We start from the raw sequence: 24,320 nt of genomic DNA on the forward strand, positions 1-24,320 counted from the left end.
ATTTCCCATTGTGGAGCCACTATGAAGCTACTGCATACCATGTTGCGTGTCGGCGATCTCGATAAGTCGATCGCCTTTTACACCGATATCTTTCAAATGACCCTGCTGCGCCGTCAGGATTATCCCGGTGGCGAATTCACCCTGGCATTTTTGGGTTACGGTAATGAGAGCGATAATACCGTTATCGAGCTCACTCATAACTGGGGCACCGACCGCTATGATCTCGGCGACGGCTTCGGTCATTTGGCCATCGGCGTTGACGATGCCTACGCCGCCTGCGAAAAAATCAAGCAACAGGGGGGCGACGTGGTGCGTGAGGCTGGTCCGATGCAGCATGGCAGCACAGTGATTGCCTTCGTCAAAGACCCTGATGGCTACATGATTGAGTTAATCCAATTGACTGGCCGCGATTAATTTGTGTCAATGTTCACCACGGTTACGCCCTCATCAGTGCAAAATTGATCTAACGCAAAAAGAAAGTTTGCCGACTAATTACACTTGCCGGTTGATATCTTGCATGGGGGAAAACACGTGAACGCAGTTGTTTTAGCAGTTGTATTAATGCTGGCTCTTAGTCTGGCTCGGTTTCCAGTGGTTGCTGCGATTATTGTCGCCGCCTTAGCCGGTGGCTTGGCTTCTGGTATGGAACTCTCCACCGCGTTGGCCAGCTTTAACAGCGGTATTGGCAATGGCGCCAGCGTCGCCTTAAGTTACGCCGTATTGGGGGCCTTCGCCGCTGCAATAGCGACCTCGGGTTTGCCCCAGTTCCTGTCGCAAAAAGCCCTTGCCGTGGTGGGTGTCGATGACAGCAAACAGCTCGGCGGCAAAGTCCTGATCTGTTTTGTGCTGTTACTGGCAGCCATTGCCTCGCAGAACCTGATACCCATTCATATTGCTTTTATCCCTCTGCTAGTTCCACCGCTATTGATTACCATGGCAAAAATTGGTCTCGACAGACGGGCTGTTGCCTGTGTTTTGGCTGGCGGTATGATAACCACGTATATGTTTTTGCCGGTGGGCTTTGGTGCCATTTATCTGAACGATATTCTGCTGGGTAATTTGCAGCAGGCAGGTCTTGATACCGAAGGCTTATCCGTGATGTCGGCGATGTGGATGCCGGCCATGGGAATGGTCGCCGGCCTGTTGATTGCTATCTTTTTTAGCTACCGTAAAAAACGTAACTATGACATGACGGCAATCGAGCAATTAGAGGCCGGCCATACTGAGGTGAAGCCAGTTGTCTTGCTATTGGCTCTGATCGCTATCGTGACGACCTTTGTGGTTCAGTTGATGTTTGATTCGATGGTGCTGGGTGCATTGGCAGGCTTTATTCTCTTTACCGGCACCGGGGTGGTGAAGTGGCGTGAGTCTGATGGCCTGTTTATCGATGGCATGAAGATGATGGCCACCATCGGTTTTATCATGATTGCCGCGGCAGGCTTTGCTCAGGTACTGAAGGATACCGGCGATGTACCGGCACTGGTCGAGCAGTCTGCGGCCTTGGTGGGTAATAGTAAGGTTGTGGGCGCCTTGGTGATGCTGCTTGTTGGCTTAGTGATTACCATGGGGATAGGCTCCTCGTTCTCTACCGTGCCGATTATCGCCACGATTTACGTGCCGATCGCCGTCGCTCTTGGTTTCTCGCCACTGGCCATTGTCGCCTTGGTCGGCACGGCGGGAGCGCTGGGTGACGCGGGCTCACCAGCGTCAGACTCGACCCTCGGTCCCACGGCTGGATTGAACGTCGATGGTCAGCACGATCATATACGTGACACGGTAATCCCCACCTTTATTCACTACAATATCCCGTTGTTGGTCTTCGGCTGGTTGGCGGCCATAACCATTGGCTAGTGGGTCGAATGGTAATCGTTTCGACGACAGGCGCTTCGGCGCCTTTTTTGTTGTCGCCCAAGTACTATGTCAGGCTCATTAAATGCTGTAGCATTGTTGTCGCTGAATACATAACAACGGGAATAAAGACAATGTCTGACGGCTTACTCAATACGCTGGATAACGGTGTGCTAACGCTGACTTTTAATCGGCCAGCAAAAAAGAACGCTATCGATACGGGCATGTGGCTCAGTTTGGCGCGGTCTATCGACGAGGCGGACAGTAATCCTGAGGTCGCGGTAATATTGATTAACGGAGCCGGTGGCAATTTCACCGCCGGCGCCGATATCGCCGAGTTTGCCTCAACATCCGACGATGTCGATACCACAGCCTTTGAAACCACCACGCGTTCGTTGTTTGCACTGACTAAACCGCTGATCTGTGCCATCGATGGTGTCGCGGTCGGCGGCGGTGCGACCCTGGCGTTGCATGCGGATATTGTCTTGGTTGGCGAAAACTTACGCATGACTTTTCCCTTTACCCGTTTAGGCTTGTGCCCAGAGTTGGGCAGTAGTTTCTTATTGCCCCATATTATCGGGGCCCGCAAAGCGGCCGATGTGTTGATGACCGGGGATTGGCTTGGCGGAGAGCGTTGTGTCGAGCTGGGGCTTGCCAGTCACTGTGTGGCCAGCGATGCACTGCAGCCATTGGCCGAGAGCAAGGCACAACAGCTGGCCCAGCTGCCGGTCAGTTCTTTGGTGGCGACCAAGGCGCTGCTCAAGGAGCCGATTAAAGAGGCATTTCTAAAGCATTTTGACCATGAATGTCGCCAGTTTCATAGCATGACAGGTTCGCCGGAGAACACCGAGGCACTGATGGCGATGTTCGAGAGGCGTCAACCTAACTTCGTACAATTCAGGAAATAAACGGTTATCCAAAACTAACGATTAGTCTTAGCTTAATAGTTGTAAAACTTTTGTTGTTGCCAGTATATACTTTGGGTCGGATGTGAAACTCAAAAATATAATAAGGCAGTACCGAGATGACGTTTAACGACTATTTAACCATTCTTGCCAAGAATGATGGATCGGATCTTTATTTGAGCACCGGGGCACCACCTTGTGCCAAGTTTCAAGGCGTGCTGAAGCCGTTAGAAAAGAAAATAATGACTCCTGGTGAGATCAAAGACATTGCCTACGACGTCATGGACCCTGATCAGCGCAAGGAGTTTGAACAGGAACTTGAGATGAATTTGGCGATATCGATTCCCGGTGTTGCCCGTTTCCGGATCAATATCTTTCGACAGCGCAATGAGTTCTCGATTGTTGCGCGAAACATTAAGGCTGAAATTCCCTCATTTGCTGAGCTAAAGCTACCATCGGTTCTCAAAGAACTGGTCATGGCCAAGCGTGGCCTGGTGTTATTTGTTGGTGGTACTGGATCGGGAAAATCGACCTCGTTGGCGGCGCTGATCGATCATCGGAACAGCAACACCGGCGGCCATATCATCACCATCGAAGACCCTATTGAATACGTTCATCGCCATAAGAAGAGTATTGTCAATCAGCGTGAGGTGGGTGTTGATACCCATAGCTTTCAGGCTGCTTTGAAGCAGACTCTGCGCCAGGCGCCCGACGTTATTCTGATTGGTGAGATCCGTGACAGAGAAACCATGGAACATGCGCTGGCCTTTGCCGAGACCGGCCACCTGGCCATCTCGACGCTGCATGCCAACAGTGCCAACCAGGCGCTGGATCGTATTATCAACTTCTTCCCGGAAGAGCGTCGCAACCAATTGTTAATGGATTTATCGAGTAATTTACGTGGTTTTGTCTGTCAGCGACTGGTACCGACTACCGATGGCAAGCGCTGCGCGGCGGTCGAGGTGTTGACGGGTACGCCAACCATTGCCGATCAAATTCTCAAGGGAGAGTTTGAAAATATTAAGGCGACGATGGAAAAATCTGCCTCCGCCGGTATGCAAACCTTTGATATGGCATTGCTTAGCCTGTATCAAGAGGGGCGTATCAGTCTCGATGAGGCTTTAAAGAATGCCGATTCAGCGAACAATCTTCGTTTGAAAATCAAGCTGGCAGCGGGTGTGGTAGCGGGTCAAAATGATAAAGAGGGAGGATTTAGCCTCAGTCTGGAAGAGCATGAGATGCTGGATGAGGACGAGGCTTTCGCCTAGTCTTCAATGGCTTATCGACAGCAGCGGTAACGTTGCTGTCGATAAGCGTCAGCAGAGTTAGCTGATTTTTCCGGTCACACGTGCACGTTTGCTGCCGGCGACGACCGGTGATTTACTGCGTTCTTCGCGGGCCTTAATAATGCCGTCGATCATGTTCTTAAGGGCTATTAACAGGCCGGTGAACAGGAAGGCTCCCGGTGGCAGAATCGCGACTAGAAAGCCGGGATAGTCAGTGAAGACAACAATTTTCCATGCCTTGGCGCTGGCGCCAAACAATAAGTCCATGTTGGCAAACAGTGTGCCCGAGCCAATAACCTCACGCATCCCCCCTAATACTGCCAGTACGGCGGCAAAGCCAAGCCCCATGGTCAGACCATCGACGGCTGACGGCAGTATTGCGTTCTTGCTGGCAAAGGCGTCGGCGCGACCCAGTATCGAGCAGTTGGTGATAATCAGCGGAATGAAAATACCCAAGATCTGATAAAGCTCGAAGGCATAGGCCTTCATCAGCAGCTCAATACAGGTGGTAAAAGAGGCGATAATCATCACGAAAGCCGGTAGCCGGATCGCATCGGAGACCAGGTTGCGGATCAGTGAAACGGCAATATTGGAGCAGATTAAGACCATCATAGTCGCCAAGCCTAAGCCTAACGCGTTGACCACAGAGCCGGTAACAGCCAGCAGAGGGCACAGGCCTAATAGCTGAACCAGGGCTGGGTTGTTTTTCCACAGCCCGTTGACTGAGATTTCTTTATAGCTTGCAGTACTCATTATTGTTGCTCACCTTGTGCTTGATCGGTGATGAATAAAGCCTTGTTGGCCTCGAAGTATTCTAATGAACGGGCAACAGCCTTGGTAATGGCGCGGGGGGTAATCGTTGCGCCGGTAAACTGGTCAAACTCGCCGCGGTCTTTTTTCACCGTCCACTGTTCAATGCCAGGGTTGCCCAGTGAGCGGCCGGCAAATCCATCGACCCAGTCACTCTTCTTGCGGTCGGCTTTGTCACCGAGGCCTGGAGTCTCGTTGTGCACTAATACCCGCACGCCTGCGACGGAGCCGTCGGCGTAGATACCGGTAATCAATTGAATATCCCCACTGTAACCATCGGGGGCGATCGCCGGAAGAATTGCAGCGACAAATTCGCCGTCTAAGCGAGCGATAAACGCGGGCTTGGCTTGTTTCAGGCCGAGCAAACTGTTGTCGTCAAGCATGACAGTCTCATCGAGCATCGAGTTATTATGTTGGTCATCGGTAATGATTTCGGTAAGGGCGCGAGCCTGCGCGGCGCGTTCCTCAACCGCAATACGATCCTTGGTGCCTAGATACGTCGCCGCAATGGCGCCGGTGGTAATAATGGCAAAGGCGCCGAGTGCCATGGCGTTTCTGGCAATTACTTTAGCTAACATAGTTACTTAGCCCCCTTGTTATGGCCATAGGTACGCGGCTGGCTCACGGTATCGATAAAGGGTGCGGCAAAGTTCATTAGCAAGACAGAGAAGGCAAAGGCGTCAGGGTAGTTACCCCAGGTGCGGATAATGTAAACCAAAATACCGATCAGAGCGCCATAAATAACACGGCCACGGAGGCTGACGGCGGAGGTCACTGGGTCGGTAATGATAAAGAAAGCCGCAAACATTGTTGCGCCAGTGGTTAAGTGGTAAAGCGGAGAACCGCCAGAGTTGGAGCTGCCGCCATCGTAAAAAATAGCGGCCATCAGTGCCAATGCCGATAACATTGCGACGGGGGCGTGCCAGGTGAATACTTTCTTGTAAAGTAAGTAGAGGCCGCCGGCGAGGAAGGCGATATTGACCCATTCCCAGCCCAAGCCGCCAACATGGCCAAACTGTGGGTTTGCCGCCCAGAGCTCATCGATGCTTAGCCCCTTGCTTTGCTTCATTACATCCAACGGTGTCGCCATGGTGATGCCATCGAAAGCAGGCATTAAGCCAAAATTGAGTTTAAAGGCCTCGATCAGTGTCGGTACGGTGCCATCAACCAGGGCGACTGGTGCGGCCCAGGAGGTCATCTGTACTGGAAAGGAAATTAACAGTACAACATAGGCTGCCATGGCAGGGTTGAACGGGTTATAGCCCATGCCGCCGTAGAGCTGTTTACAGATAACAATAGCGAATGCCGTTCCCACTAATACCAGCCACCAAGGCGCGTAAGGTGGCAGTGCAATACCGATTAAAAAAGCAGTAACCAGGGCGCTGCCATCGTTGAGGTAAAAGCCAACGGGGCGTTTTCGAATACTGAGGATAAGGGCTTCGCAGCTGAGGGCGACAACCGAAGCCCAAAGAATATTCACCAGCGTGCCAAAACCAAAGAAATAAGTGAGAACGGCCACACCGGGTAGGGTGGCTAGAATCACCAATCGCATAAACTGGTTGGTACTGTTAGCGGCGTGTCCGTGCGGAGAGCTCGCTTTTAAAAAGGCCATGTAATACTCGCTATTATTCTGATTCTGCCAACGCCGCTTCAGCCTCGCGGAGTTTGCTTTGCAGTTTGTCGACACCGGCTTGGAAGGCTTCAAGCTTATCGGAGCCCTCAGCCTCGGCGGCACGTAATTTGTCTTCGGCCATGGTTAAGCGCTTGCGCAATTTGGCGACCTGTTGTTCCGGTGTTTCAGCGACACTGGCGCCTGCGCGCTTAGCCTGGGCCTTGGCGATAGCTGCGGCGACAGGGTCATCATCAGCAGCAGCCTTAGGTGCTGTCGGTGCTTCGCTGGCTGGACGTGTCTTAGCCTGCTCAAGTTTGGCGGCGTCGAGCTTTTCTTGGCTCTTTTCGACGCCGGTTTTGAAGGCGTCGATATTGTCGTTACCCTCAGCCTCGGCTGCAGCTAATTTTTGCTGTGCTTTGGCCAGTCGTGTTTCGAGCTTGGCGACCTTGTCGTCAATGCTTTCAGCGGTGGCCCCACCAGCACGTTTTGCCTGTGCCTTGGCGATGGCGGCGGCGACAGGGTCGCTTAAGTCGACACTGTTGTCTTCGACTGGCGCTGCTTTTTGCTCGGCGGCAACGGCGGCTCTGGCCTCGTCGACCTTGGCCTGACTCTTTTCAACACCTGTTTTAAAGGCATCGATATTGTCATTACCGGCTTCGATGGCGGCGGCTAATTTGTTGTTGGCGTTTTCCAAGCGTTTTTCCAGTTTGGCCAGCTTGTCTTCGGCAGATTCTTCGCTGGCGCCGCCGGCGCGCTTATTCTGCGCCTTGGCAATGGCGGCGGCGACAGGGTCGCTTAAGTCGACGCTGTTGTCTTCGACTGGCGCTGCTTTTTGCTCGGCGGCAACGGCGGCTCTGGCCTCGTCGACCTTGGCCTGACTCTTTTCAACACCTGTTTTAAAGGCGTCGATATTGTCATTACCGGCTTCGATGGCGGCGGCTAATTTGTTTTTGGCGTTGTCCAAGCGTTTCTCTAGCTTGGCCAGCTTATCCTCGGCAGATTCTTCGCTGGCACCACCGGCACGTTTGGCCTTGGCGCGTTCGATGGCATCCTGCACGGGGTCACCGGTCGTCGTGGCTTTCTTGGCGGCGGTGCGTGCCAGGGCGGCGGCGATAACGTCTGCCTTGCCGTCACTGCTCGGGGTTGCTTCAGCGCTTTGTGCTGCAGCGGCCTTCTTGGCGGCGGCTTCTTTGGCGGCGGCGGCACGGGCGGCGCGCTTGGCCTCTTTCTCGGCGTTGACCTGCTCAATGCGGGCCTCGCGCGCTTCGAAGCGTTGCTTGGCGTGCTCTGATTTATCGGCCTCGGCCTTGGCAGTGCGAATTGCAGCCTTGGAGGCGCGGTAGTACTGCACCAGAGGGATATTACTGGGGCAGACATAGGTGCAGCAACCACACTCGATACAGTCGGCGAGATTGTGCTCCTCTAGTTTTTCATTTTCTTTGGCGCGGGAGAACCAGTAAAGCTGCTGCGGTAACAGACCAGCAGGGCAGGCATTGGCGCAGGTGCCGCATCGTATACAGGCCTGAGCCGGGGTCGGCGGTGCAATTTCAGCGGCGGTGGGTGCAAGAATGCAGTTGGTGGTTTTCACCACGGGCACATCGGTGTTATTGACCGCAATACCCATCATCGGGCCACCGATAATCAGCTGGGATGCCTGGCGAATATCGAAGGCACACTTTTCGAGCAAATAATTCGCCGGGGTGCCCAGTAGTACTTGATAGTTCTGCGGTGTCTCGATGGCTTCGCCGGTGACCGTGGTTATACGCTCAATCAGTGGTTCGCCGTGTGTGACGGCGCGATAAATAGCCGTGGCGGTGCCGATATTTTGCAGTACGACGCCAATGTCGGCGGGCAGCTTGCCACTGGGGACTTCTTTGCCGGTCAGTATTTGAATCAGCTGTTTTTCACCGCCCGAGGGATATTTGGTGGGCAAACTGACGACCTCGATGGTGGTGTTCTGACAAGCCTGGCGCAGAATCTCAATAGCCTCGGGCTTGTTGTCCTCGATACCGATCAGGGTTTCGCTGGTTGGTGAAACCAGGTGCTGCAATATTTGCACGCCGGCGACGACCTGCTCGGCTCGCTCACGAATCAGCATGTCATCGGCGGTAATATACGGTTCGCATTCTGTGGCATTGATGATCAGTGTGGCAATGGGCTTGTCGGGGTGGCCGGCCAGCTTGATTGACGAGGGGAAACCCGCGCCGCCCATACCGGCAATGCCAGCATTACGAATGAGATTGAGTAGTTGCTGCTTATCGAGCTGGCGATAATCATCGACGCCCTGATGTTCTACCCATTCATCGGCACCATCGGTGTCGATAATAATGCAGGGGGCTTCTAAGCCCGAGAAATGCGTAATGGGTCGTGTTTCGATGGCGATAACCGTGCCGGAGGTAGAGGCGTGTACGGGCACAGAGACGAAGCCGTTGGCCTCGGCAATGACCTGTCCCTTCAAGACTCGCTCGCCAACGGTGACGATTGGTTTGGCCGGGGCGCCAATGTGTTGTGATAACGGCAGCACGATTTGTGCAGGAATACCGGCATTTTTAATGGGATTTTTTAATGATTGGCTTTTATTCTCGGCGGGGTGAATGCCCCCCGGAATATCATAAATACGGCGGCTCATGCGGCAACATCTCCATGAGTAGGCGTTTTTCTATCGCTGGCAATAATGTCATAACCTTCGCCTGGAAGATCCCAGGCCCAGTTTTGGGTATTGATTGGTTGTGGCACCATGTCGATACAGTCGACAGGGCAGGGCTCGACACACAGGTCGCAGCCGGTACATTCGCTGGTAATCACAGTATGCATTTGCTTGGCTGCACCGAGGATGGCGTCGACTGGGCAGGCCTGAATACACTTGGTACAGCCGATACATTCATCCTCGCGGATGTAGGCAAAGGTCTTGACCGCCTCGACACCGTGTTCAGCGTCGAGGGGCAGAGCTTCGACATCGAGTAAATCGGCCAGCTGGGCGATAACCGTCTCGCCACCGGGGGGACACTTGTTAATTAACTCGCCGTCAGCAATAGCCTCGGCATAAGGGCGACAACCGGGAAAGCCGCATTGTCCGCACTGGGTCTGCGGCAGGATCTCATTGATTTGCTCTGAGATGGGGTTGCCCTCGGTGGCAAACCGGACAGAGGCAAAACCGAGAATGGCGCCAAAGATAACGCCGAGCGAAACCAGGGCGACGAGAGCTGCAATAAACGGGTTGGCGGCGATAAGCTCTAACATGCTTACTCCTAAACTATAAATTCGGTATTAAACAAGGCCGGCAAAGCCCATAAACGCCAGCGACATTAGGCCGGCCGTAATCATGCCAATAGAGGCGCCTTGGAAAGGTTCGGGCACGTCGGCAACGGTCAGCCTTTCTCGCATGGCGGCAAATAGAACCAAGACCAATGAGAAGCCAACGGCGGCGCCAAAGCCATACAGCGCCGATTCGAGAAAGCTGTGTTGCTTGTTGATATTCAACAGGGCGACGCCCAGTACCGCACAGTTGGTGGTAATCAAGGGTAAAAACACCCCCAGTACCTTGTGTAAAAGTGGGCTGGTTTTGCGTACCACCATTTCGGTGAACTGAACCACCACGGCAATGACCAGAATAAAGGCGATGGTGCGCAGATATTCTAGGCCGAGTGGTACGAGGATATAGTTGAAGGTCAGGTAACTGCAGACCGAGGCGAGGGTCAGCACAAAGGTCGTCGCCGCCGACATACCAGTGGCGGTCTCCAGTTTATTGGAGACCCCCATAAAGGGACATAATCCCAAAAACTGCACCAGAACAAAGTTGTTCACCAGTACTGCGCCGACTAACAGCATTGCATAGTCTGCAATCATCGATCCATTCCAAAATAGAGTAACTAATAACCGTTAGTTTAACGGAGCTTGTTTTTATTGTCTTGGCCTTTTTGCATGACTTAGCCCTTTGCACAAGGGCTGAAGTGTTGCAGAGGCGATACCGTGGGGGTTAGCCAGCAGTATATTATATTTATTATTTATCGCTCTATGTAACCCGTAGGCCAGGTGTGGCGCCGCTGTGTGGCTCGAGTAAATAAATACCGTTGCCATCGGCCGCCGCCAAGACCATACCCTCTGACAGACCAAATTTCATCTTCCGAGGGGCCAAATTAGCCACCATGACGGTGAGTCGGCCTTCCAAGTCTTCGGGTTGATACTGCGATTTGATGCCAGAGAATACCTGACGCGTATCGTCAAGGCCAATATCCAGGGTTAGTTTGAGCAATTTTTTTGCGCCCTCCACGTGTTCAGCCTTAACTATCTTGGCCACTCGCAGGTCGGTTTTGATGAAATCGTCGAAGCTGATCTCGGCGGCTAAAGGCTCGATGCTGCTGGCGGTTTTAGTCTTGGGCTTGTTCTTGCTTGCCGCTTTCTGCTCTTTGGCCAGCGCCTTTGCTTGGGCATCTACCATGGCGTCGACCTTGTCTTTATCGACACGGGTCATCAGAGGTTTGAACTTGTTAATCTGGTGACTAAGCAGTGGCTGCTGATCCGTCGGCCAATCCAGGGGGGCGTTAAGAAAGGCAGCGGCTTTGGCGGCGGTGTTCGGTAGTACCGGTTTTAAGTAGGTAACAATCAGCTTAAATAGGTTGATGCACTGGCTGGCCACATCGATAACGGCCTGTTCCTTGCCCTCTGTCTTGGCCAGTTTCCACGGCTCACAGCTATCAAAATACTCGTTGGTAGCATCGGCAATAGCCATGATTTCACGCATCGCCTTGCTGTATTCACGGCTGGCGTAGTAAGCGGCGATTTCGCTGCCCTTGGCCACGGCATGCTCGAACAGCGCGGGGTTGTGTAGGGTGTCGGCCATCATGCCGTCATTGCCCTTGGTGATGAATTTGGCGCTGCGGCTGGCGATGTTGACAACTTTACCGACCAGATCCGAGTTGACGCGGGCGATGAAATCTTCGAGGTTTAAGTCGATGTCATCCACCTGTGATGTCAGTTTGGCGGCGAAGTAATAGCGCAGGTATTCGGGGTCTAAGTGGTCAAGATAGGTTCTGGCGGTGATAAACGTGCCGCGAGACTTGGACATCTTGGCGCCGTTGACGGTCAGAAATCCGTGGGCATAAACGGCTGTTGGTGTGCGGAAACCACTGGATTCCAGCATCGCCGGCCAGAACAGACCGTGGAAATTAATAATATCTTTGCCGATGAAGTGGTAGAGCTCGCTGGTGGCTTCTTTGCCCCAGTAATCATCGAAATTCACATTATTGTTATCGCAGTAATGCTTAAAACTGGCCATGTAGCCGATGGGGGCATCCAGCCAAACATAGAAGTATTTTCCGGGCTCTCCGGGAATTTCGAAGCCAAAATAGGGTGCGTCACGGGAAATGTCCCACTCCTGCAGCCCGGCCTCTAACCATTCGCCCAGTTTATTGGCGATTTGTGGCTGAAGTGTGCCACTGGTCGTCCACTCCTTGAGCATGTCCTGGAATTCAGGCAGCTTGAAGAAGAAGTGGGTGGATTGTTTTTCCACTGGGGTGGCCCCGGAGATGGTGGAGAACGGATTGATCAGGTCGCGGGGGCTATAGGTGGCTGAGCACACTTCACAGTTGTCGCCGTATTGGTCTTCGGCCTTACACTTGGGGCAGGTGCCTTTAACATAGCGGTCGGCGAGGAAAATTTCTTTTTCCGGATCGAAGAGCTGGCTGATCTCGCGGCTGGCAATATGGCCGTTGTCACGCAGGCGGGTATAGATCTCGGCGCTGATCTCGCGGTTCTCTTCGCTGTGCGTCGAGTGATAGTTGTTGAATTCAACCAGGAAACCGTCCAAGTCGGCCATGTGCTCGCTGCGAATTTTCTCGATCAGCTGCTCAGGCGTAATGCCCTGCTGCTCTGCCTTGAGCATAATAGCGGTGCCGTGGGCGTCATCGGCGCAGACATACAGGCAGTTGTGTTGTTGCGCTTTCTGAAAACGCACCCAAATATCAGTTTGGATTGTTTCCAGCAAATGGCCCAGATGAAGCGAACCATTGGCGTAGGGTAGGGCGCTGGTGACTAGGATATCTCTGCTGTCGGCCATGAAAACTCTCGTGTCGTTGTGAGCGCCGATTGGTCTGGCAGCGCAAAAAATAAGCAATAAAGTCGCTTCGGCGGACGTTTTTGTCGGCGCTGGCGGGTATTACCATTGAAAACGGTTAAAAATTGCCGGCCATTTTAGCGGTACTGCAGCAAAAAATCACCTATTGGCTGTGGTGTCGTGGAAATTGAGTTGACTTATTGGCCTCTGTTTCACATAGTTGCTCGCATTTTTGCCATAAGTCTATAAATTAAGACTTGAAGTTTCTAATTGTGAACCGATTTCTTGCAGTTTCTCGGGCCACGGATTTTCATTATACGGAGAAATTATGACGGCATTGGATCAGGCATTTGTTGAGGCGGCATTAGAGCAATTGGCCGACCCTTATTTACATCGCGGTTTAGTAAGCAGTGGTGCGGTGAAGCATATCGATATTCGTGGTGACCAGGTCACGGTGACGATCATCTTGGGCTACCCCGCCGCGGGTATTAAGCAAAGTTTTAGTCAGTTGGTCACCGATACTCTGTTGCAGTTGCCAAATATTGAAACAGTGCGGGTGAATTTTGACTGGCAGGTGGATGTGGCGCAGGTGCAATCTGAGGCGCAGCGCATCGATGGGGTAAAGAATATTATTGCCGTCGCCTCCGGCAAGGGCGGCGTCGGCAAGTCAACAACTTCCGTTAACCTGGCATTGGCACTGGCTGCCGAAGGTGCGAAAGTTGGTATTTTAGATGCCGATATCTATGGTCCCAGTCAGCAATTGATGCTGGGTATTGCCGATGGCACCCGCCCGCAACAACACGGTGTGCAATTTATGCAGCCGATCTCAGCCTACGGTATTGCCAGTATGTCGATGGCGTATCTGGTCACCGAGAATACCCCAATGGTCTGGCGCGGGCCGATGGCCAGTGGTGCTCTAGTCCAGTTGTTAAGCCAGACAGCCTGGGGGGATATTGATTACTTGATTATCGATATGCCGCCGGGAACAGGGGATATTCAGCTGACACTGGCGCAAAAAGTACCGGTAACCGGTGCGGTGATCGTGACCACACCTCAGGATATCGCGCTGCTGGATGCCAAGAAGGGCATCGAAATGTTCCATAAGGTCGGCGTCCCCGTGCTCGGTGTGGTGGAGAACATGGCGGTGCATACCTGCAGTCAGTGTGGTCATAGCGAGCATATCTTCGGTGACGGCGGTGGTGAGCGTATCGCCGAGGAATACGGTGTTGAAATGATGGGTGCTCTGCCATTGAATTTAACCATTCGTCAGCAGACTGACGAGGGCAAGCCGAGTGTGGTGGCTGAGCCGGATGGCGACATTGCCGCTATTTATCGTGAGATCGCCCGTAAAATGGCGGCGCAGGTTTCTCTTAAGGCGATGGGCGGGGCGGCGATCTTCCCCAATATTGAGATGACTAACGACTAACTAAACACATGTGTTGTTAGCGTGTTCAGCAGAAAAGCCTCATATTATGAGGCTTTTTTTTCGCCATTTTACTTACCCCCCCCCTAGCTTGAGTGGTTAGATCGTCGGGGATGTCCGGATATAATCACCAGTGGATTTATTTCGCGACAGATAACAAAAAAATATAAGGGATTATCGATGGCTTTTTTTCGATGCGGCGTCATCATGCCGCTCTATAGAGTGGCGGCGTTGCTGTTACTTGCGGCTGTAAGTGGTTGTGATGATAATGGGCGGGATGCCGAGCAAGACGTGGCAAGCGCCCAATTGTCCCAGCTTATCACCGACCAGGGCTTGGTTGGCGACCCCACTGTCGGCAGAGTTTTGCCCAGTATTAATGATGCCAAGGCTCAGCTGGGCAAGAAACTTTTTTTCACCAAGGCGCTGGGTGGCGATTCAGATGCGGCCTGTGTCAGCTGCCATCACCCGATGCTTGGTGGTGGTGATAATTTATCGCTGTCGATAGGTGTTGGGGCAGTAGATGCCGATTTACTGGGGCAGGGGCGCTTGCACAGCAGCACGGCGCCGCATTTTGACGGTGGCCCAACGGTGCCGCGCAATGCGCCAACCACATTCAATATAGCGTTGTGGGATGCGGTATTATTCCTCGATGGTCGGGTAGAGAGTGTCGGTAAAACAGCCCTGCTCAATGGCGCCGATGGTCTCGGCATCAGAACACCGGATGTCGCCTTTGGCGAGATAGACCCTGAGGCCGGCAATAATCTCACCGTCGCTCAGGCGCGCTTTCCCGTGACGTCAGCCGAGGAGATGCGGGGGTTTATCTTTGAGGCCGACAACGATAATCAAGCGGTGCGTCGGGGCCTGTCGCTTAAGTTGCAGGGGTTGGCCGGTTGGCCGGCGGAGTTTGCCGCCGTGTATGGCTCCGACGAGATTACCTATGCGCGCATTGCCGAGGCGATTGCTGCATATGAGAACTCACAGGTTTTTGTCGATACGCCTTGGCGAGCCTTTGTAGAGGGGGACAGCCAGGCGTTGAGTACTGCGGCGGTAGAAGGGGCATTGCTGTTCTTCCAGCCGGTCGATGAGGGAGGGGCCGGCTGCGGGGGTTGTCACAGTGGTGACTTCTTCACCGACGAGCAATTTCATGTGTTGGCGACACCGCAAATAGGTCGTGGCAAGGGCGATAGCAACGGTGTTACCGGCAACGATGACTTTGGTCGCTATCGGGAGACCGGTGAAGAACAGGATAAATACCGTTTTAGAACCCCGACATTACTCAATGTTGCTGTGACTGGCCCCTGGGGTCACGCCGGTGCTTACACCTCATTGGCGGCCACGGTAGAGCATATGTTAGACCCAGAGCAGGCGGTGGCGAATTTTGACTTTGATCAGCTTGACCCATCGATACCGGTTGCCGACACCCTGATCAACACAGACTTTGCCCTGCAACAATTGTTGGCGCAGCGTCAAGCGGGGGTGGCAAAGGTGCAGCGCAAAGTTGCCTATAACGACGAGGATGTCGCCAACCTGGTGGCATTTTTGCAAGCGCTGACTGACCCCTGTGTAAATAATCGGGCGTGTATGTCGCCTTGGATTGTCGAACCGGGCGAGACGGGACAGGATGATTTGGTATTGCTGGCAATCGATGCGGCTGGCGAGGGCTTGTAAGAGCTTTCGCCCAGCGCTCTGGGGAGTGATAATGGTGTAACATGTCAATCCGGATGTAGCTTTTGGTGACTGAAACCGCTATTATTTTCTGCTAATTTTTCAGAGCGCTGTCGTTGATCAGTGCTGAATGCCACGAGATGACGCTATGAGTATTAAATCCGATAAATGGATTCGCCGTATGGCCGAAGAGCAGGACATGCTTAACCCCTTCGAGCCTGGCCAAGTTCGCCATCACGAGGATGGTGAAAGACTGATTTCCTACGGAACTTCAAGTTACGGCTATGATGTCCGTTGCTCTAACGAATTCAAAGTATTTACCAATATACACTCGGCTGTGGTCGATCCTAAGAACTTCGATGAGCAAGCCTTTGTCGATGTTAAGGGGGAATATTGTATTATTCCGCCTAACTCATTTGCTTTGGCGCGCACTGTTGAGTACTTCAAGATTCCGCGCAATGTACTGACGATTTGCCTGGGTAAATCGACTTACGCCCGTTGTGGCATCATCGTTAACGTGACGCCGCTTGAGCCTGAGTGGGAAGGCCATGTCACCTTGGAATTCTCTAATACCACGACGCTGCCGGCGAAAATCTATGCCAACGAAGGTGTGGCGCAGATGTTGTTCTTTGAATCGGATGAGGTGTGTGAAACCAGCTACGCGGATCGTGCTGGCAAATACCAGGGGCAGACCGGTGTGACCTTACCCAAGACCTAAACGACCACAGGCAGACATAAAAAAACCCGCAGCAGCGGGTTTTTTTATGGTTGAGAAAAAGCCTGTCTTACAGTGACAGTACTTTTTCGCCACGGGCCATACCAGAGACACCACTGCGCACGACTTCCAAGATATTGGCATCGCCAACCGCCTGCAAGAAGGCGTTGTGCTTCTCTTGATCACCGGTGATTTGCATGGTGTAAACCGTGGCGCTGACATCAACAATTTGACCACGGAAAATATCGCAGCAGCGTTTAACTTCGGCGCGCTGAGCACCAGTGGCCTTGACCTTGACCAGCATGATCTCGCGGGCGATATAGCTGCCCTCGGTGAGATCAACCAGCTTCACCACATCGACCAAACGGTTGAGGTGCTTGGTAATCTGTTCGATCTTGTGATCATCGCCAATCGTGGTTAACGTCAGACGAGACAGGGTCTCATCTTCGGTGGGTGCCACGGTCAAGGTTTCGATGTTATAGCCACGTTGCGAGAACAGACCGACAACACGAGACAGAGCGCCGGGTTCGTTTTCCATTAACAAAGAGATAATACGTTTCATTATTGAGTACGCTCCGTTTTGCTCAGCAGCATATCGCGCATAGAACCATCTGGTGCGATCAACATCGGGTAGACGTGTTCTTTGGTGTCGGTGTAAATGTCCATAAACACTAGGCGGTCTTTCAGGCTTAGCGCTTCTTTCATTTTCTCTTCCAGCTCGTCGGCGTGTTTTACCACCATGCCAACATGACCGTATGACTCGACCAATTTAACGAAGTCTGGCAGTGAGTCGGCGTAGCTAACAGAGGCGCTTAAGCGCTCATCGTATTGCATTTCCTGCCACTGACGAACCATACCAAGAGACTGGTTGTTGAGATTGAAAATCTTCACTGGCAAGTTGTATTGCGTACAGGTTGATAGCTCCTGAATGTTCATCTGGATGCTACCTTCACCGGTGACACAGCCTACAGTGGCATCAGGATAGGCAAGCTTAGCCCCCATTGCCGCCGGCAGGCCAAAGCCCATGGTGCCGAGTCCACCGGAGTTTAACCAGCGACGTGGCTTGTCAAACTTGTAGTATTGGGCGGCAAACATTTGGTGTTGACCAACATCGGACGACAGGTAAAAATCGTCATCCTTGGTGAGGTTGTACAGACACTGGATAACCTGTTGTGGCTTTAGTAGGCCATTTTCATTAATGGTGAAACGGTTGCCGGTATAGATACCGAACTCGTCGCGCCATTGATTAATCATATCCCACCAGTTACCGAGTGCGTCGGTATCGGTGTTGAACTCACCCTTGGCCGTTAACTCATCAATCTGCGACAGCATTTCTTTCAGCACATTGTCGACGGGGCCAACGATAGGAATATCGGCTTTGATGGTTTTGGAGATCGAGGCCGGGTCGATATCGACGTGAATAATCTTGGCCGTTGGGCAGTACTTGCTCGGCGTGTTGGTGGTCCGATCATCGAAGCGGGCGCCGATACAAACGATTAAGTCGCTGTGGTGCATGGCATTGTTGGCTTCGTAGGTGCCGTGCATCCCCAGCATCCCCAGCCATTGATCATCGCTGCTGGGGAAAGCACCCAGGCCCATCAAGGTCGTGGTACAGGGAAATTTAAGCTTTTTCACTAACTCGGTCAGCAACTCAGAGCTGTTGCCCTGAATAACGCCACCACCGGCGTAGATAACCGGACGCTTGGCTTCTTTGATCAGATTAACCGCTTTGCGGATCTGGCCAGAGTGACCGCGGGCCGCCGGTGTGTAAGAGCGCATTTTAACTTTTTTCGGGTAGTTGTAATCAAACTTCTCGAATGGGCTGGTGATATCTTTTGGTAAATCGATAACCACAGGGCCGGGGCGACCGGAAGAGGCAAGGTAAAACGCCTTCTTAATTGTCTCGGGAATGTCTTCCGCCTTAGAGACCAGGAAACTGTGCTTAACAATCGGGCGAGAAATACCCACCATGTCGGTTTCCTGGAAGGCGTCACCACCAATCAGATGGCTGGCGACCTGACCCGACAGCACCACCATTGGGATCGAGTCCATATAGGCGGTGGCAATACCGGTAATGGCGTTGGTGGCGCCGGGGCCAGAGGTGACCAGTACCAGACCGGTCTTACCGGTGGCACGGGTGTAACCGTCGGCGGCGTGCGTCGCAGCCTGTTCATGGCGAACCAAGATATGGGGAATTTTACAGTGGGTATAGAGAGCATCATAGATGTGGAGAACGGCACCGCCGGGGTAGCCAAATATAAACTCAACACCTTCATCTTCTAACGCACGTGCGATCATCTGACCGCCGGAAAGAACTTCCGTTTTGTTTTCTTCTGTCACAGTTGCACCTTTGGTACAGTAATTCTTGGCCTACGGCGGCAAAGAATAGAATGGCTTATTTCCGTATGGCTTGTGGCTATACGGCCTATTAATGACCCGAGTTAGCTGCATCGCTACAACAAAGAGGCGTTTACTTCGTTATTCAGGCTTCTTTGTTCGGGTTTAACCCAGGTTTGACGGGTAGTCGAACCTAAGCAGTAGTACGAATGTGGTGCGTACTGTTTGCTTTGGGATGGCTGTGTTGAAGTCTTTAGCGCTATTGACGCTTTATTCACTGGCCACGGAGAGGTCATCTCAGTCAGCGTTAACATCAGTCATTGCGCGATTGTCCGTCAAGCTGTGTACTCTGTCAATTATTGCCGCCGGCTCAATTGTAAAAAAATAGTGTCTGGGCTATGGTGGACGATCAAAAAATGCCTATTAGCTTATTTTCTCTATCTAACAGGTGTTTGCGTCTTCGTTACAGGCGTGTTGTCACAATAATAAATTGAACCGGTAGTCTTCCATGATCAGATCGTTACTTACTGCAGTCCTTTTACTGATGTTGACGTCATTGTCCATATCGTCAGCCTATGCCGCCAAACAAAGCTATTACCGCTGGAACGATGCCAGCGGCAACGTTCACTATGGCAAACACCCGCCAGCTGGCGCTGATGCAGTGTTGGTGGATATCCATACCGGCAAGGTGATTCCAAGAACCCCGGCGGCCGAAGATACGGCCGCGACAGGTGAGGCGGCAACGGAGTCTCAGCAGCCAGAGCAGCAAAGCGGCTTGGAGCCCGGTGAGGCGGAGCGAATCTGCGGCGAGGCCAAGAAGCATCTTGAGCTGGTTCAGCGCCCCGGCATTATTCGCATGCGTGATGAGGACGGTAACCCCTACGTGCTCGATGATGCGGCCAAAAAACGCGAGATGGATAACGCCCGCGAGGCGATTAAGACATATTGTCAGTAAGCGTTACCACCGGCTATAAAAAAGCCCCAGCCGACGTGTCGGCTGGGGCTTTTTTTGTGGGTTAATAACAGCGCTTATGCTTTGCTAAAGGTCAGCTGCTGCTGTTCGTTGACCCCGGCAATAATCGTATCGCCGTCGCTGAAATCACCGTTCAATAACTGTGACGACAGTGGGTTTTCGATATAGGTCTGCAACGCACGCTTGAGGGGGCGGGCGCCGTAAACCGGATCGTAACCGGCCTCTAAGACCAGCGTCATGGCCGCCTCATCGAGCTTGAGTACCAAGCCTTGTTCTTCTAAACGCTGGTTTAAACGGGCCAACTGGATATTGGCAATATTGCCCAGCTGCGCCATTTCCAGTGGATGGAAGACCACGCTCTCATCGATACGGTTGATAAACTCCGGCCTAAAGTGCTGGCCAACGATTTCCATAACCGAGGTCTTGATCGCCTGGTTGCGGTGCTCGTTGAGCAGGTTCTGGTCGGTCTCATCGTCGAAACTGATGGTATCGAAAGACTTGTTCGAGGACAGTTCCTGAATGCGTTCCGAGCCGAGGTTGGAGGTCATCACAATAACAGTATTCTTAAAGTCGACGGTACGCCCCTGGCTGTCGGTCAGGCGGCCGTCCTCCAATACCTGTAACAGGATATTGAAGACATCGGGGTGAGCCTTTTCGATCTCATCGAACAGCACCAGGGCATACGGCTTGCGACGCACGGCCTCGGTGAGGTAACCGCCCTCGTCATAACCGACATAGCCCGGTGGCGCACCGATTAAACGGGACACCGAATGCTTCTCCATATACTCCGACATGTCGAGGCGAATAATGGCCTCCTCGGTATCGAATAAGAACCCCGACAGTGCCTTACACAGTTCGGTCTTACCGACGCCGGTGGGGCCGAGGAACAGGAACGAACCGTTCGGGCGGTTGGGGTCGGACAAGCCGGCCCGCGAGCGTCGGACGGCGTTACAGACCGAGGTTACAGCCTCGTCCTGGCCGATGACCTGGGCGTGCAACTCATCCTCCATACGCAGCAGCTTGCCACGTTCGCCCTCGAGCATTTTATTCACTGGTATGCCGGTCCAGCGGCTGACGATATCGGCAATCTCCGCCTCAGTTACCTTGTTACGCAGCAGTTTTCGCTCGACCTTGGGGTTGCTCTCCTCGGCCTTGACCTGTTTTTCTAGGGCGGGAATAACGCCGTATTGCAGCTCAGACATCAGTGTTAAATCACCGCTGCGTTGAGCGGCTTCCAGTTTCGTTCTGGCGGCATCGAGCTCGGTCTTGGTTTTGTTGGAGCCCTGTAGGCTGGCTTTTTCGGCCTTCCATACCTCTTCTAAATCGCTGTAGGCACGCTCAATTTTGTCGATCTGTTGATTGAGACTGTCGAGTCGGGCAACCGCCGCGGCATCGGAGTCTTTCTTGATGGCCTCGCGCTCGATCTTGAATTGAATCAGTCGGCGTTCGAGCTTGTCCATCGACTCAGGTTTGGAGTCGATTTCCATACGGATTTGACTGCCAGCTTCATCGATTAAATCGATGGCCTTATCCGGCAGCTGACGGTCGGTAATATAGCGGGTCGACAACTTGGTCGCGGCAATAATCGCCGAGTCGGTAATGTCGACGCCGTGGTGAATCTCGTAGCGCTCTTTCAGGCCACGTAAAATGGCAATGGTGTCTTCCTCGGTAGGCTCTTCGACCAGCACTTTTTGGAAGCGGCGCTCGAGGGCGGCGTCTTTCTCGATGTTCTGACGGTATTCATCCAGCGTGGTGGCACCGACACAGTGCAGCTCACCGCGGGCCAAGGCTGGCTTGAGCATGTTACCGGCGTCCATTGAGCCCTCGCTCTTACCGGCACCGACTAGGGTGTGAATCTCATCGATAAACAGGATGATATTACCTTCCTGCTTGTCGAGCTCATTGAGCACAGCCTTCAGGCGCTCTTCGAAGTCGCCGCGGAACTTGGCGCCCGCTAACAGTGCGCCCAAGTCGAGGCTGAGGATGCGCTTGTGTTTCAGCCCCTCGGGCACCTCACCGTTGATAATACGCTGAGCCAGGCCCTCTAAGATGGCGGTTTTACCGACACCGGGCTGACCAATCAATACCGGGTTGTTTTTGGTGCGACGTTGCAACACTTGAATGGTGCGACGAATCTCATCATCGCGGCCAATCACCGGGTCAAGCTTGCCGCTCTCGGCCAGTGCGGTTAAATCCTGGGTGTATTTATCCAGTGCCTGACGGTTTTCTTCCGCATCGGCGCTGTCGACTGTACTGCCATCTCTCACATTATTCACCGCTTGTTGGATATGTTGTTTGCTGGCACCGCAGCTCTCGATCAGTTTCTTGAGGTCTCGGTCTTCCAGTGCCGCCAGTAAAACTAACTCACTGGAAAGAAAGCTGTCGTTGTTTTGATGGGCCTGTTTATCGGCCAGGTTAAATAGCTTGCTGCTATTGGCCGATAGGTGGACTTCACCGTTGCTCTCGGACACCTTGGCGTAGTGCTCAATCTTGTCGTGCAGGGCGGCGCTGAACTGCTCAATATTGCTGCCTGCCTGTTGCAGAATAGGCAGTATACTGCCGTTTTGTTGATTGAGCAGTGCCAGTAAAATATGCGCCGGCTCTATATAGTTATTGTCGTTACGGATAGCCATAGACTGGGCATCTGCCAGGGCTTGCTGCAACGAATGGGTAAATTTATCGGGTCGCATTGCTATTCCTCATCGATATAAATTGGCGGGGCCGGGCAAGAAGCGCGGTCTTAATATCGCCATGTTACTAACAATATGAGGTCAATTTGACCTTTTTCAAGTAAGGGGGTCAAAATAAACGCTGGCGAGCTAACTGCCTTACTAATCAGATAACCTGTGCCAAAACATGGCCATAGCCCATGTTGAATCGATATGGTGCCCTAGTCGAGCCAAATAATAGACGCCAGCCTGCCGGTTTGCCCGTCACGGCGGTAGGAGTAAAAGCGTTGTCTGTCGTTGAAGGTGCATAATTCACCGCCAAAGATTTGATCTATCGATAGCCGATGCAGGCGCAGTCGAGCCAGTTGATAGAGGTCGGCCAGGTATTTATTGCTATTGCCACTGTCGATAAAACAGTCATCGGTGGCTGCTTGCTGGTTGCCGGCGGCGGCTAAAAACTGCTGGCGTACTTCGCCGCCTACTTCAAAGCTGGCCTGGCTGATAGCCGGCCCCAACCAGACCAAGATTGGACTGGCGCTATTGCCGGCCAGTTGTTGCACAGTCTGTTCGATAACACCATCGAGCAAGCCCCGCCAGCCGGCATGGCAGGCGGCAACAGCGCTGCCATCCTGACGGCAGAGCAGCAGTGGCAGGCAGTCGGCGGTCATGACGGCGCAGGCAATATTAGGGATGACAGTGGTACAGGCGTCGGCATCGGGTGATTGGCTGACAGTATGGTAATCGCTGTGGATAACATCGATACTGTGGGTTTGATTGAGCCATTGTACGGCGTCAACATCACCGAGTTGATTGAGGGTGGCGGCAATAATTTGGCGGTTGGCATCGACCTGTCTGCTGTCGTCGCCGACGTGCTGGGCCGGGTTTAAACTGTCGAACGGCGCCGTGCTGACGCCGCCTAAACGAGTGGTCATCAGGGTTTTGACCCGCGCAGGCGCAGGCCAGTCTGCGAGCAAGTAGTGCTCGGCAAAGAGTGTCACAATAGGCTTTCTCGTTCTTTCTTGTCGACTCTCAGCGCGGCGACCAGATCGAGGAAGTCCTGTGGTGGCTCAGCCTGCCAGGTCACGCGTTCGCCGGTGCCCGGGTGCCACAATTCAAGTTGATAGGCGTGCAGGGCCTGGCGCTTGAAATTACGCAACACCTCGATTAACGAGGGGGTGGCGCCCTTGGGGAGCTGCAGCCTGCCACGATAGACCTGATCGCCAACCAGCGGCTTGCGAATGTGGGCCATGTGGACGCGGATTTGGTGGGTGCGGCCGGTTTCTAAATTGACTTTAATATGGGTGAAATCGCTGAAGCGCTCCATCAGACGGTAGTGGGTAATCGCTTCTTTGCCGCCTACCAGGGCGACAGCCATCTTCTTGCGGTCGCGGGGATGACGGTCCATCATGGTCTCGATGGTGCCACCACCGGTCATCGAGCCGGTGGTCACCGCCTGATAGGTACGGCTGACACTGCGTTCTTGCAGCTGATTAACCAAGTCCGTATGGGCGCTCAAAGTCTTCGCCACCACCATCAAGCCACTGGTGTCCTTGTCTAAGCGGTGAACAATACCGGCTCTGGGTACGCTGGCCAGATCGGGACAGTGGTTGAGCAGGGCATTGAGTAAGGTACCATTGGCGTGCCCCGCGGCGGGGTGGACAACCAGCCCGATGGGCTTGTTAATGACGATAACCTCGTCGTCCTCGTGCACGATGTCCAGTGGGATATCCTCGGCGATCCACTCTTCCTCGTCGGCAACGACGGTGGCAACACTGAGAGCCATATCGGCATACACCTTGTCTTTGGCGCGGAATGTGTTGCCATCGACGGTTAATTCACCGCTTTTAATCCAGGTTTGCAGCCGCGAGCGAGAGTACTCGGGGAACAATTCATGGGCAACTTGATCGCAACGCTTGCCGGTGAGTTCAAGTGGAACCAGCGCGTGCAGGGTAATTTTTTCGGCCATAGTAGGTACTTTCTGTGGATATCGCTTTAGGCGAGATACGAATGACGGTAGACTGTTGC

At 53.2% G+C, this 24,320-nt stretch carries 20 protein-coding genes; 8 read left to right on the forward strand and 12 right to left on the reverse strand.

Going from position 1 to position 24,320, the window contains the following annotated elements:
- Positions 1 to 21: 21 nt before the first annotated feature.
- From gloA to L9P87_RS11990, 4 genes are all read left to right on the forward strand, one after another.
- Entirely contained in the window at positions 22 to 414 is a 393-nt protein-coding gene (gene gloA, locus L9P87_RS11975; protein WP_237444987.1) for a lactoylglutathione lyase, read from the forward strand.
- Between the two features lie 117 nt (positions 415 to 531).
- Positions 532 to 1,851, forward strand: a complete 1,320-nt coding sequence (locus L9P87_RS11980) for a Na+/H+ antiporter family protein (protein ID WP_237444988.1) — start codon at positions 532 to 534, stop codon at positions 1,849 to 1,851.
- A 131-nt stretch (positions 1,852 to 1,982) separates the two neighbouring features.
- Positions 1,983 to 2,756, forward strand: a complete 774-nt coding sequence (locus L9P87_RS11985; protein WP_237444989.1) for an enoyl-CoA hydratase-related protein — start codon at positions 1,983 to 1,985, stop codon at positions 2,754 to 2,756.
- A gap of 116 nt (positions 2,757 to 2,872) precedes the next feature.
- Positions 2,873 to 4,021: a PilT/PilU family type 4a pilus ATPase gene (locus L9P87_RS11990; RefSeq protein ID WP_237444990.1), complete on the forward strand. Its 1,149-nt coding sequence runs from the start codon at positions 2,873 to 2,875 to the stop codon at positions 4,019 to 4,021.
- A gap of 57 nt (positions 4,022 to 4,078) precedes the next feature.
- Here L9P87_RS11990 and L9P87_RS11995 read toward each other — a convergent pair whose 3' ends face one another.
- The 7 genes from L9P87_RS11995 to metG form a co-directional block, all read right to left on the reverse strand.
- On the reverse strand, positions 4,079 to 4,792 hold the full coding sequence (locus L9P87_RS11995) for an electron transport complex subunit E (RefSeq protein WP_237444991.1): 714 nt from the start codon (positions 4,790 to 4,792) through the stop codon (positions 4,079 to 4,081).
- Positions 4,792 to 5,427, reverse strand: coding sequence for an electron transport complex subunit RsxG (gene rsxG / locus L9P87_RS12000; RefSeq protein ID WP_237444992.1), 636 nt, complete (start codon positions 5,425 to 5,427; stop codon positions 4,792 to 4,794). The genes L9P87_RS11995 and rsxG overlap by 1 nt, the downstream gene beginning before the upstream one ends.
- A gap of 2 nt (positions 5,428 to 5,429) precedes the next feature.
- Positions 5,430 to 6,461, reverse strand: coding sequence for an electron transport complex subunit RsxD (rsxD, locus tag L9P87_RS12005; protein ID WP_237444993.1), 1,032 nt, complete (start codon positions 6,459 to 6,461; stop codon positions 5,430 to 5,432).
- Positions 6,462 to 6,474: 13 nt separating this feature from the next.
- A complete protein-coding gene (rsxC, locus tag L9P87_RS12010; RefSeq protein ID WP_237444994.1) occupies positions 6,475 to 9,090 on the reverse strand; it encodes an electron transport complex subunit RsxC in 2,616 nt (871 codons plus the stop codon).
- Positions 9,087 to 9,701 carry an electron transport complex subunit RsxB gene (rsxB, locus tag L9P87_RS12015; RefSeq protein WP_237444995.1) on the reverse strand — a complete coding sequence of 205 codons (615 nt, stop codon included), beginning with the start codon at positions 9,699 to 9,701 and terminating at the stop codon, positions 9,087 to 9,089. Before rsxB ends, rsxC begins: the two co-directional genes overlap by 4 nt.
- Positions 9,702 to 9,728: 27 nt before the next feature.
- Positions 9,729 to 10,307 carry an electron transport complex subunit RsxA gene (gene rsxA, locus L9P87_RS12020; protein WP_237444996.1) on the reverse strand — a complete coding sequence of 193 codons (579 nt, stop codon included), beginning with the start codon at positions 10,305 to 10,307 and terminating at the stop codon, positions 9,729 to 9,731.
- 166 nt (positions 10,308 to 10,473) lie between these two features.
- Entirely contained in the window at positions 10,474 to 12,516 is a 2,043-nt protein-coding gene (metG, locus tag L9P87_RS12025; RefSeq protein ID WP_237444997.1) for a methionine--tRNA ligase, read from the reverse strand.
- A 325-nt stretch (positions 12,517 to 12,841) separates the two neighbouring features.
- Between metG and apbC the strand changes: the two genes are divergently transcribed.
- The 3 genes from apbC (at position 12,842) to dcd (ending at position 16,319) form a co-directional block, all read left to right on the forward strand.
- Positions 12,842 to 13,939 (forward strand): iron-sulfur cluster carrier protein ApbC, encoded by a 1,098-nt coding sequence (apbC, locus tag L9P87_RS12030; protein ID WP_237444998.1) that lies wholly within the window; start codon positions 12,842 to 12,844, stop codon positions 13,937 to 13,939.
- A gap of 177 nt (positions 13,940 to 14,116) precedes the next feature.
- A complete protein-coding gene (locus tag L9P87_RS12035; RefSeq protein WP_237444999.1) occupies positions 14,117 to 15,604 on the forward strand; it encodes a cytochrome-c peroxidase in 1,488 nt (495 codons plus the stop codon).
- Between the two features lie 145 nt (positions 15,605 to 15,749).
- Positions 15,750 to 16,319, forward strand: coding sequence for a dCTP deaminase (gene dcd, locus L9P87_RS12040; RefSeq protein ID WP_237445000.1), 570 nt, complete (start codon positions 15,750 to 15,752; stop codon positions 16,317 to 16,319).
- A 67-nt stretch (positions 16,320 to 16,386) separates the two neighbouring features.
- On the opposite strand, the gene ilvN is transcribed toward dcd, so the two are convergent.
- Both ilvN and L9P87_RS12050 read right to left on the reverse strand, forming a co-directional pair.
- Positions 16,387 to 16,878 carry an acetolactate synthase small subunit gene (gene ilvN, locus L9P87_RS12045; protein ID WP_237445001.1) on the reverse strand — a complete coding sequence of 164 codons (492 nt, stop codon included), beginning with the start codon at positions 16,876 to 16,878 and terminating at the stop codon, positions 16,387 to 16,389.
- Positions 16,878 to 18,614 carry an acetolactate synthase 3 large subunit gene (locus L9P87_RS12050; RefSeq protein WP_237445470.1) on the reverse strand — a complete coding sequence of 579 codons (1,737 nt, stop codon included), beginning with the start codon at positions 18,612 to 18,614 and terminating at the stop codon, positions 16,878 to 16,880. The genes ilvN and L9P87_RS12050 overlap by 1 nt, the downstream gene beginning before the upstream one ends.
- Before the next feature lie 547 nt (positions 18,615 to 19,161).
- On the opposite strand from L9P87_RS12050, the gene L9P87_RS12055 reads away from it, so the two are divergent.
- Positions 19,162 to 19,608 carry a DUF4124 domain-containing protein gene (locus tag L9P87_RS12055; protein ID WP_237445002.1) on the forward strand — a complete coding sequence of 149 codons (447 nt, stop codon included), beginning with the start codon at positions 19,162 to 19,164 and terminating at the stop codon, positions 19,606 to 19,608.
- A gap of 74 nt (positions 19,609 to 19,682) precedes the next feature.
- Here the strand turns inward: L9P87_RS12055 and clpB are convergent, their stop codons facing one another.
- From clpB to rluD, 3 genes are all read right to left on the reverse strand, one after another.
- Entirely contained in the window at positions 19,683 to 22,316 is a 2,634-nt protein-coding gene (gene clpB / locus L9P87_RS12060) for an ATP-dependent chaperone ClpB (RefSeq protein ID WP_237445003.1), read from the reverse strand.
- 200 nt (positions 22,317 to 22,516) lie between these two features.
- Complete coding sequence (gene pgeF, locus L9P87_RS12065; RefSeq protein ID WP_237445004.1) at positions 22,517 to 23,293, reverse strand: peptidoglycan editing factor PgeF; 777 nt, start codon at positions 23,291 to 23,293, stop codon at positions 22,517 to 22,519.
- Positions 23,290 to 24,261 (reverse strand): 23S rRNA pseudouridine(1911/1915/1917) synthase RluD, encoded by a 972-nt coding sequence (rluD, locus tag L9P87_RS12070; RefSeq protein WP_237445005.1) that lies wholly within the window; start codon positions 24,259 to 24,261, stop codon positions 23,290 to 23,292. Before rluD ends, pgeF begins: the two co-directional genes overlap by 4 nt.
- Positions 24,262 to 24,320 lie beyond the last annotated feature (59 nt).

This window comes from Sinobacterium norvegicum, from assembly GCF_923077115.1.
Lineage (GTDB): Bacteria > Pseudomonadota > Gammaproteobacteria > Pseudomonadales > Sinobacteriaceae > Sinobacterium > Sinobacterium norvegicum.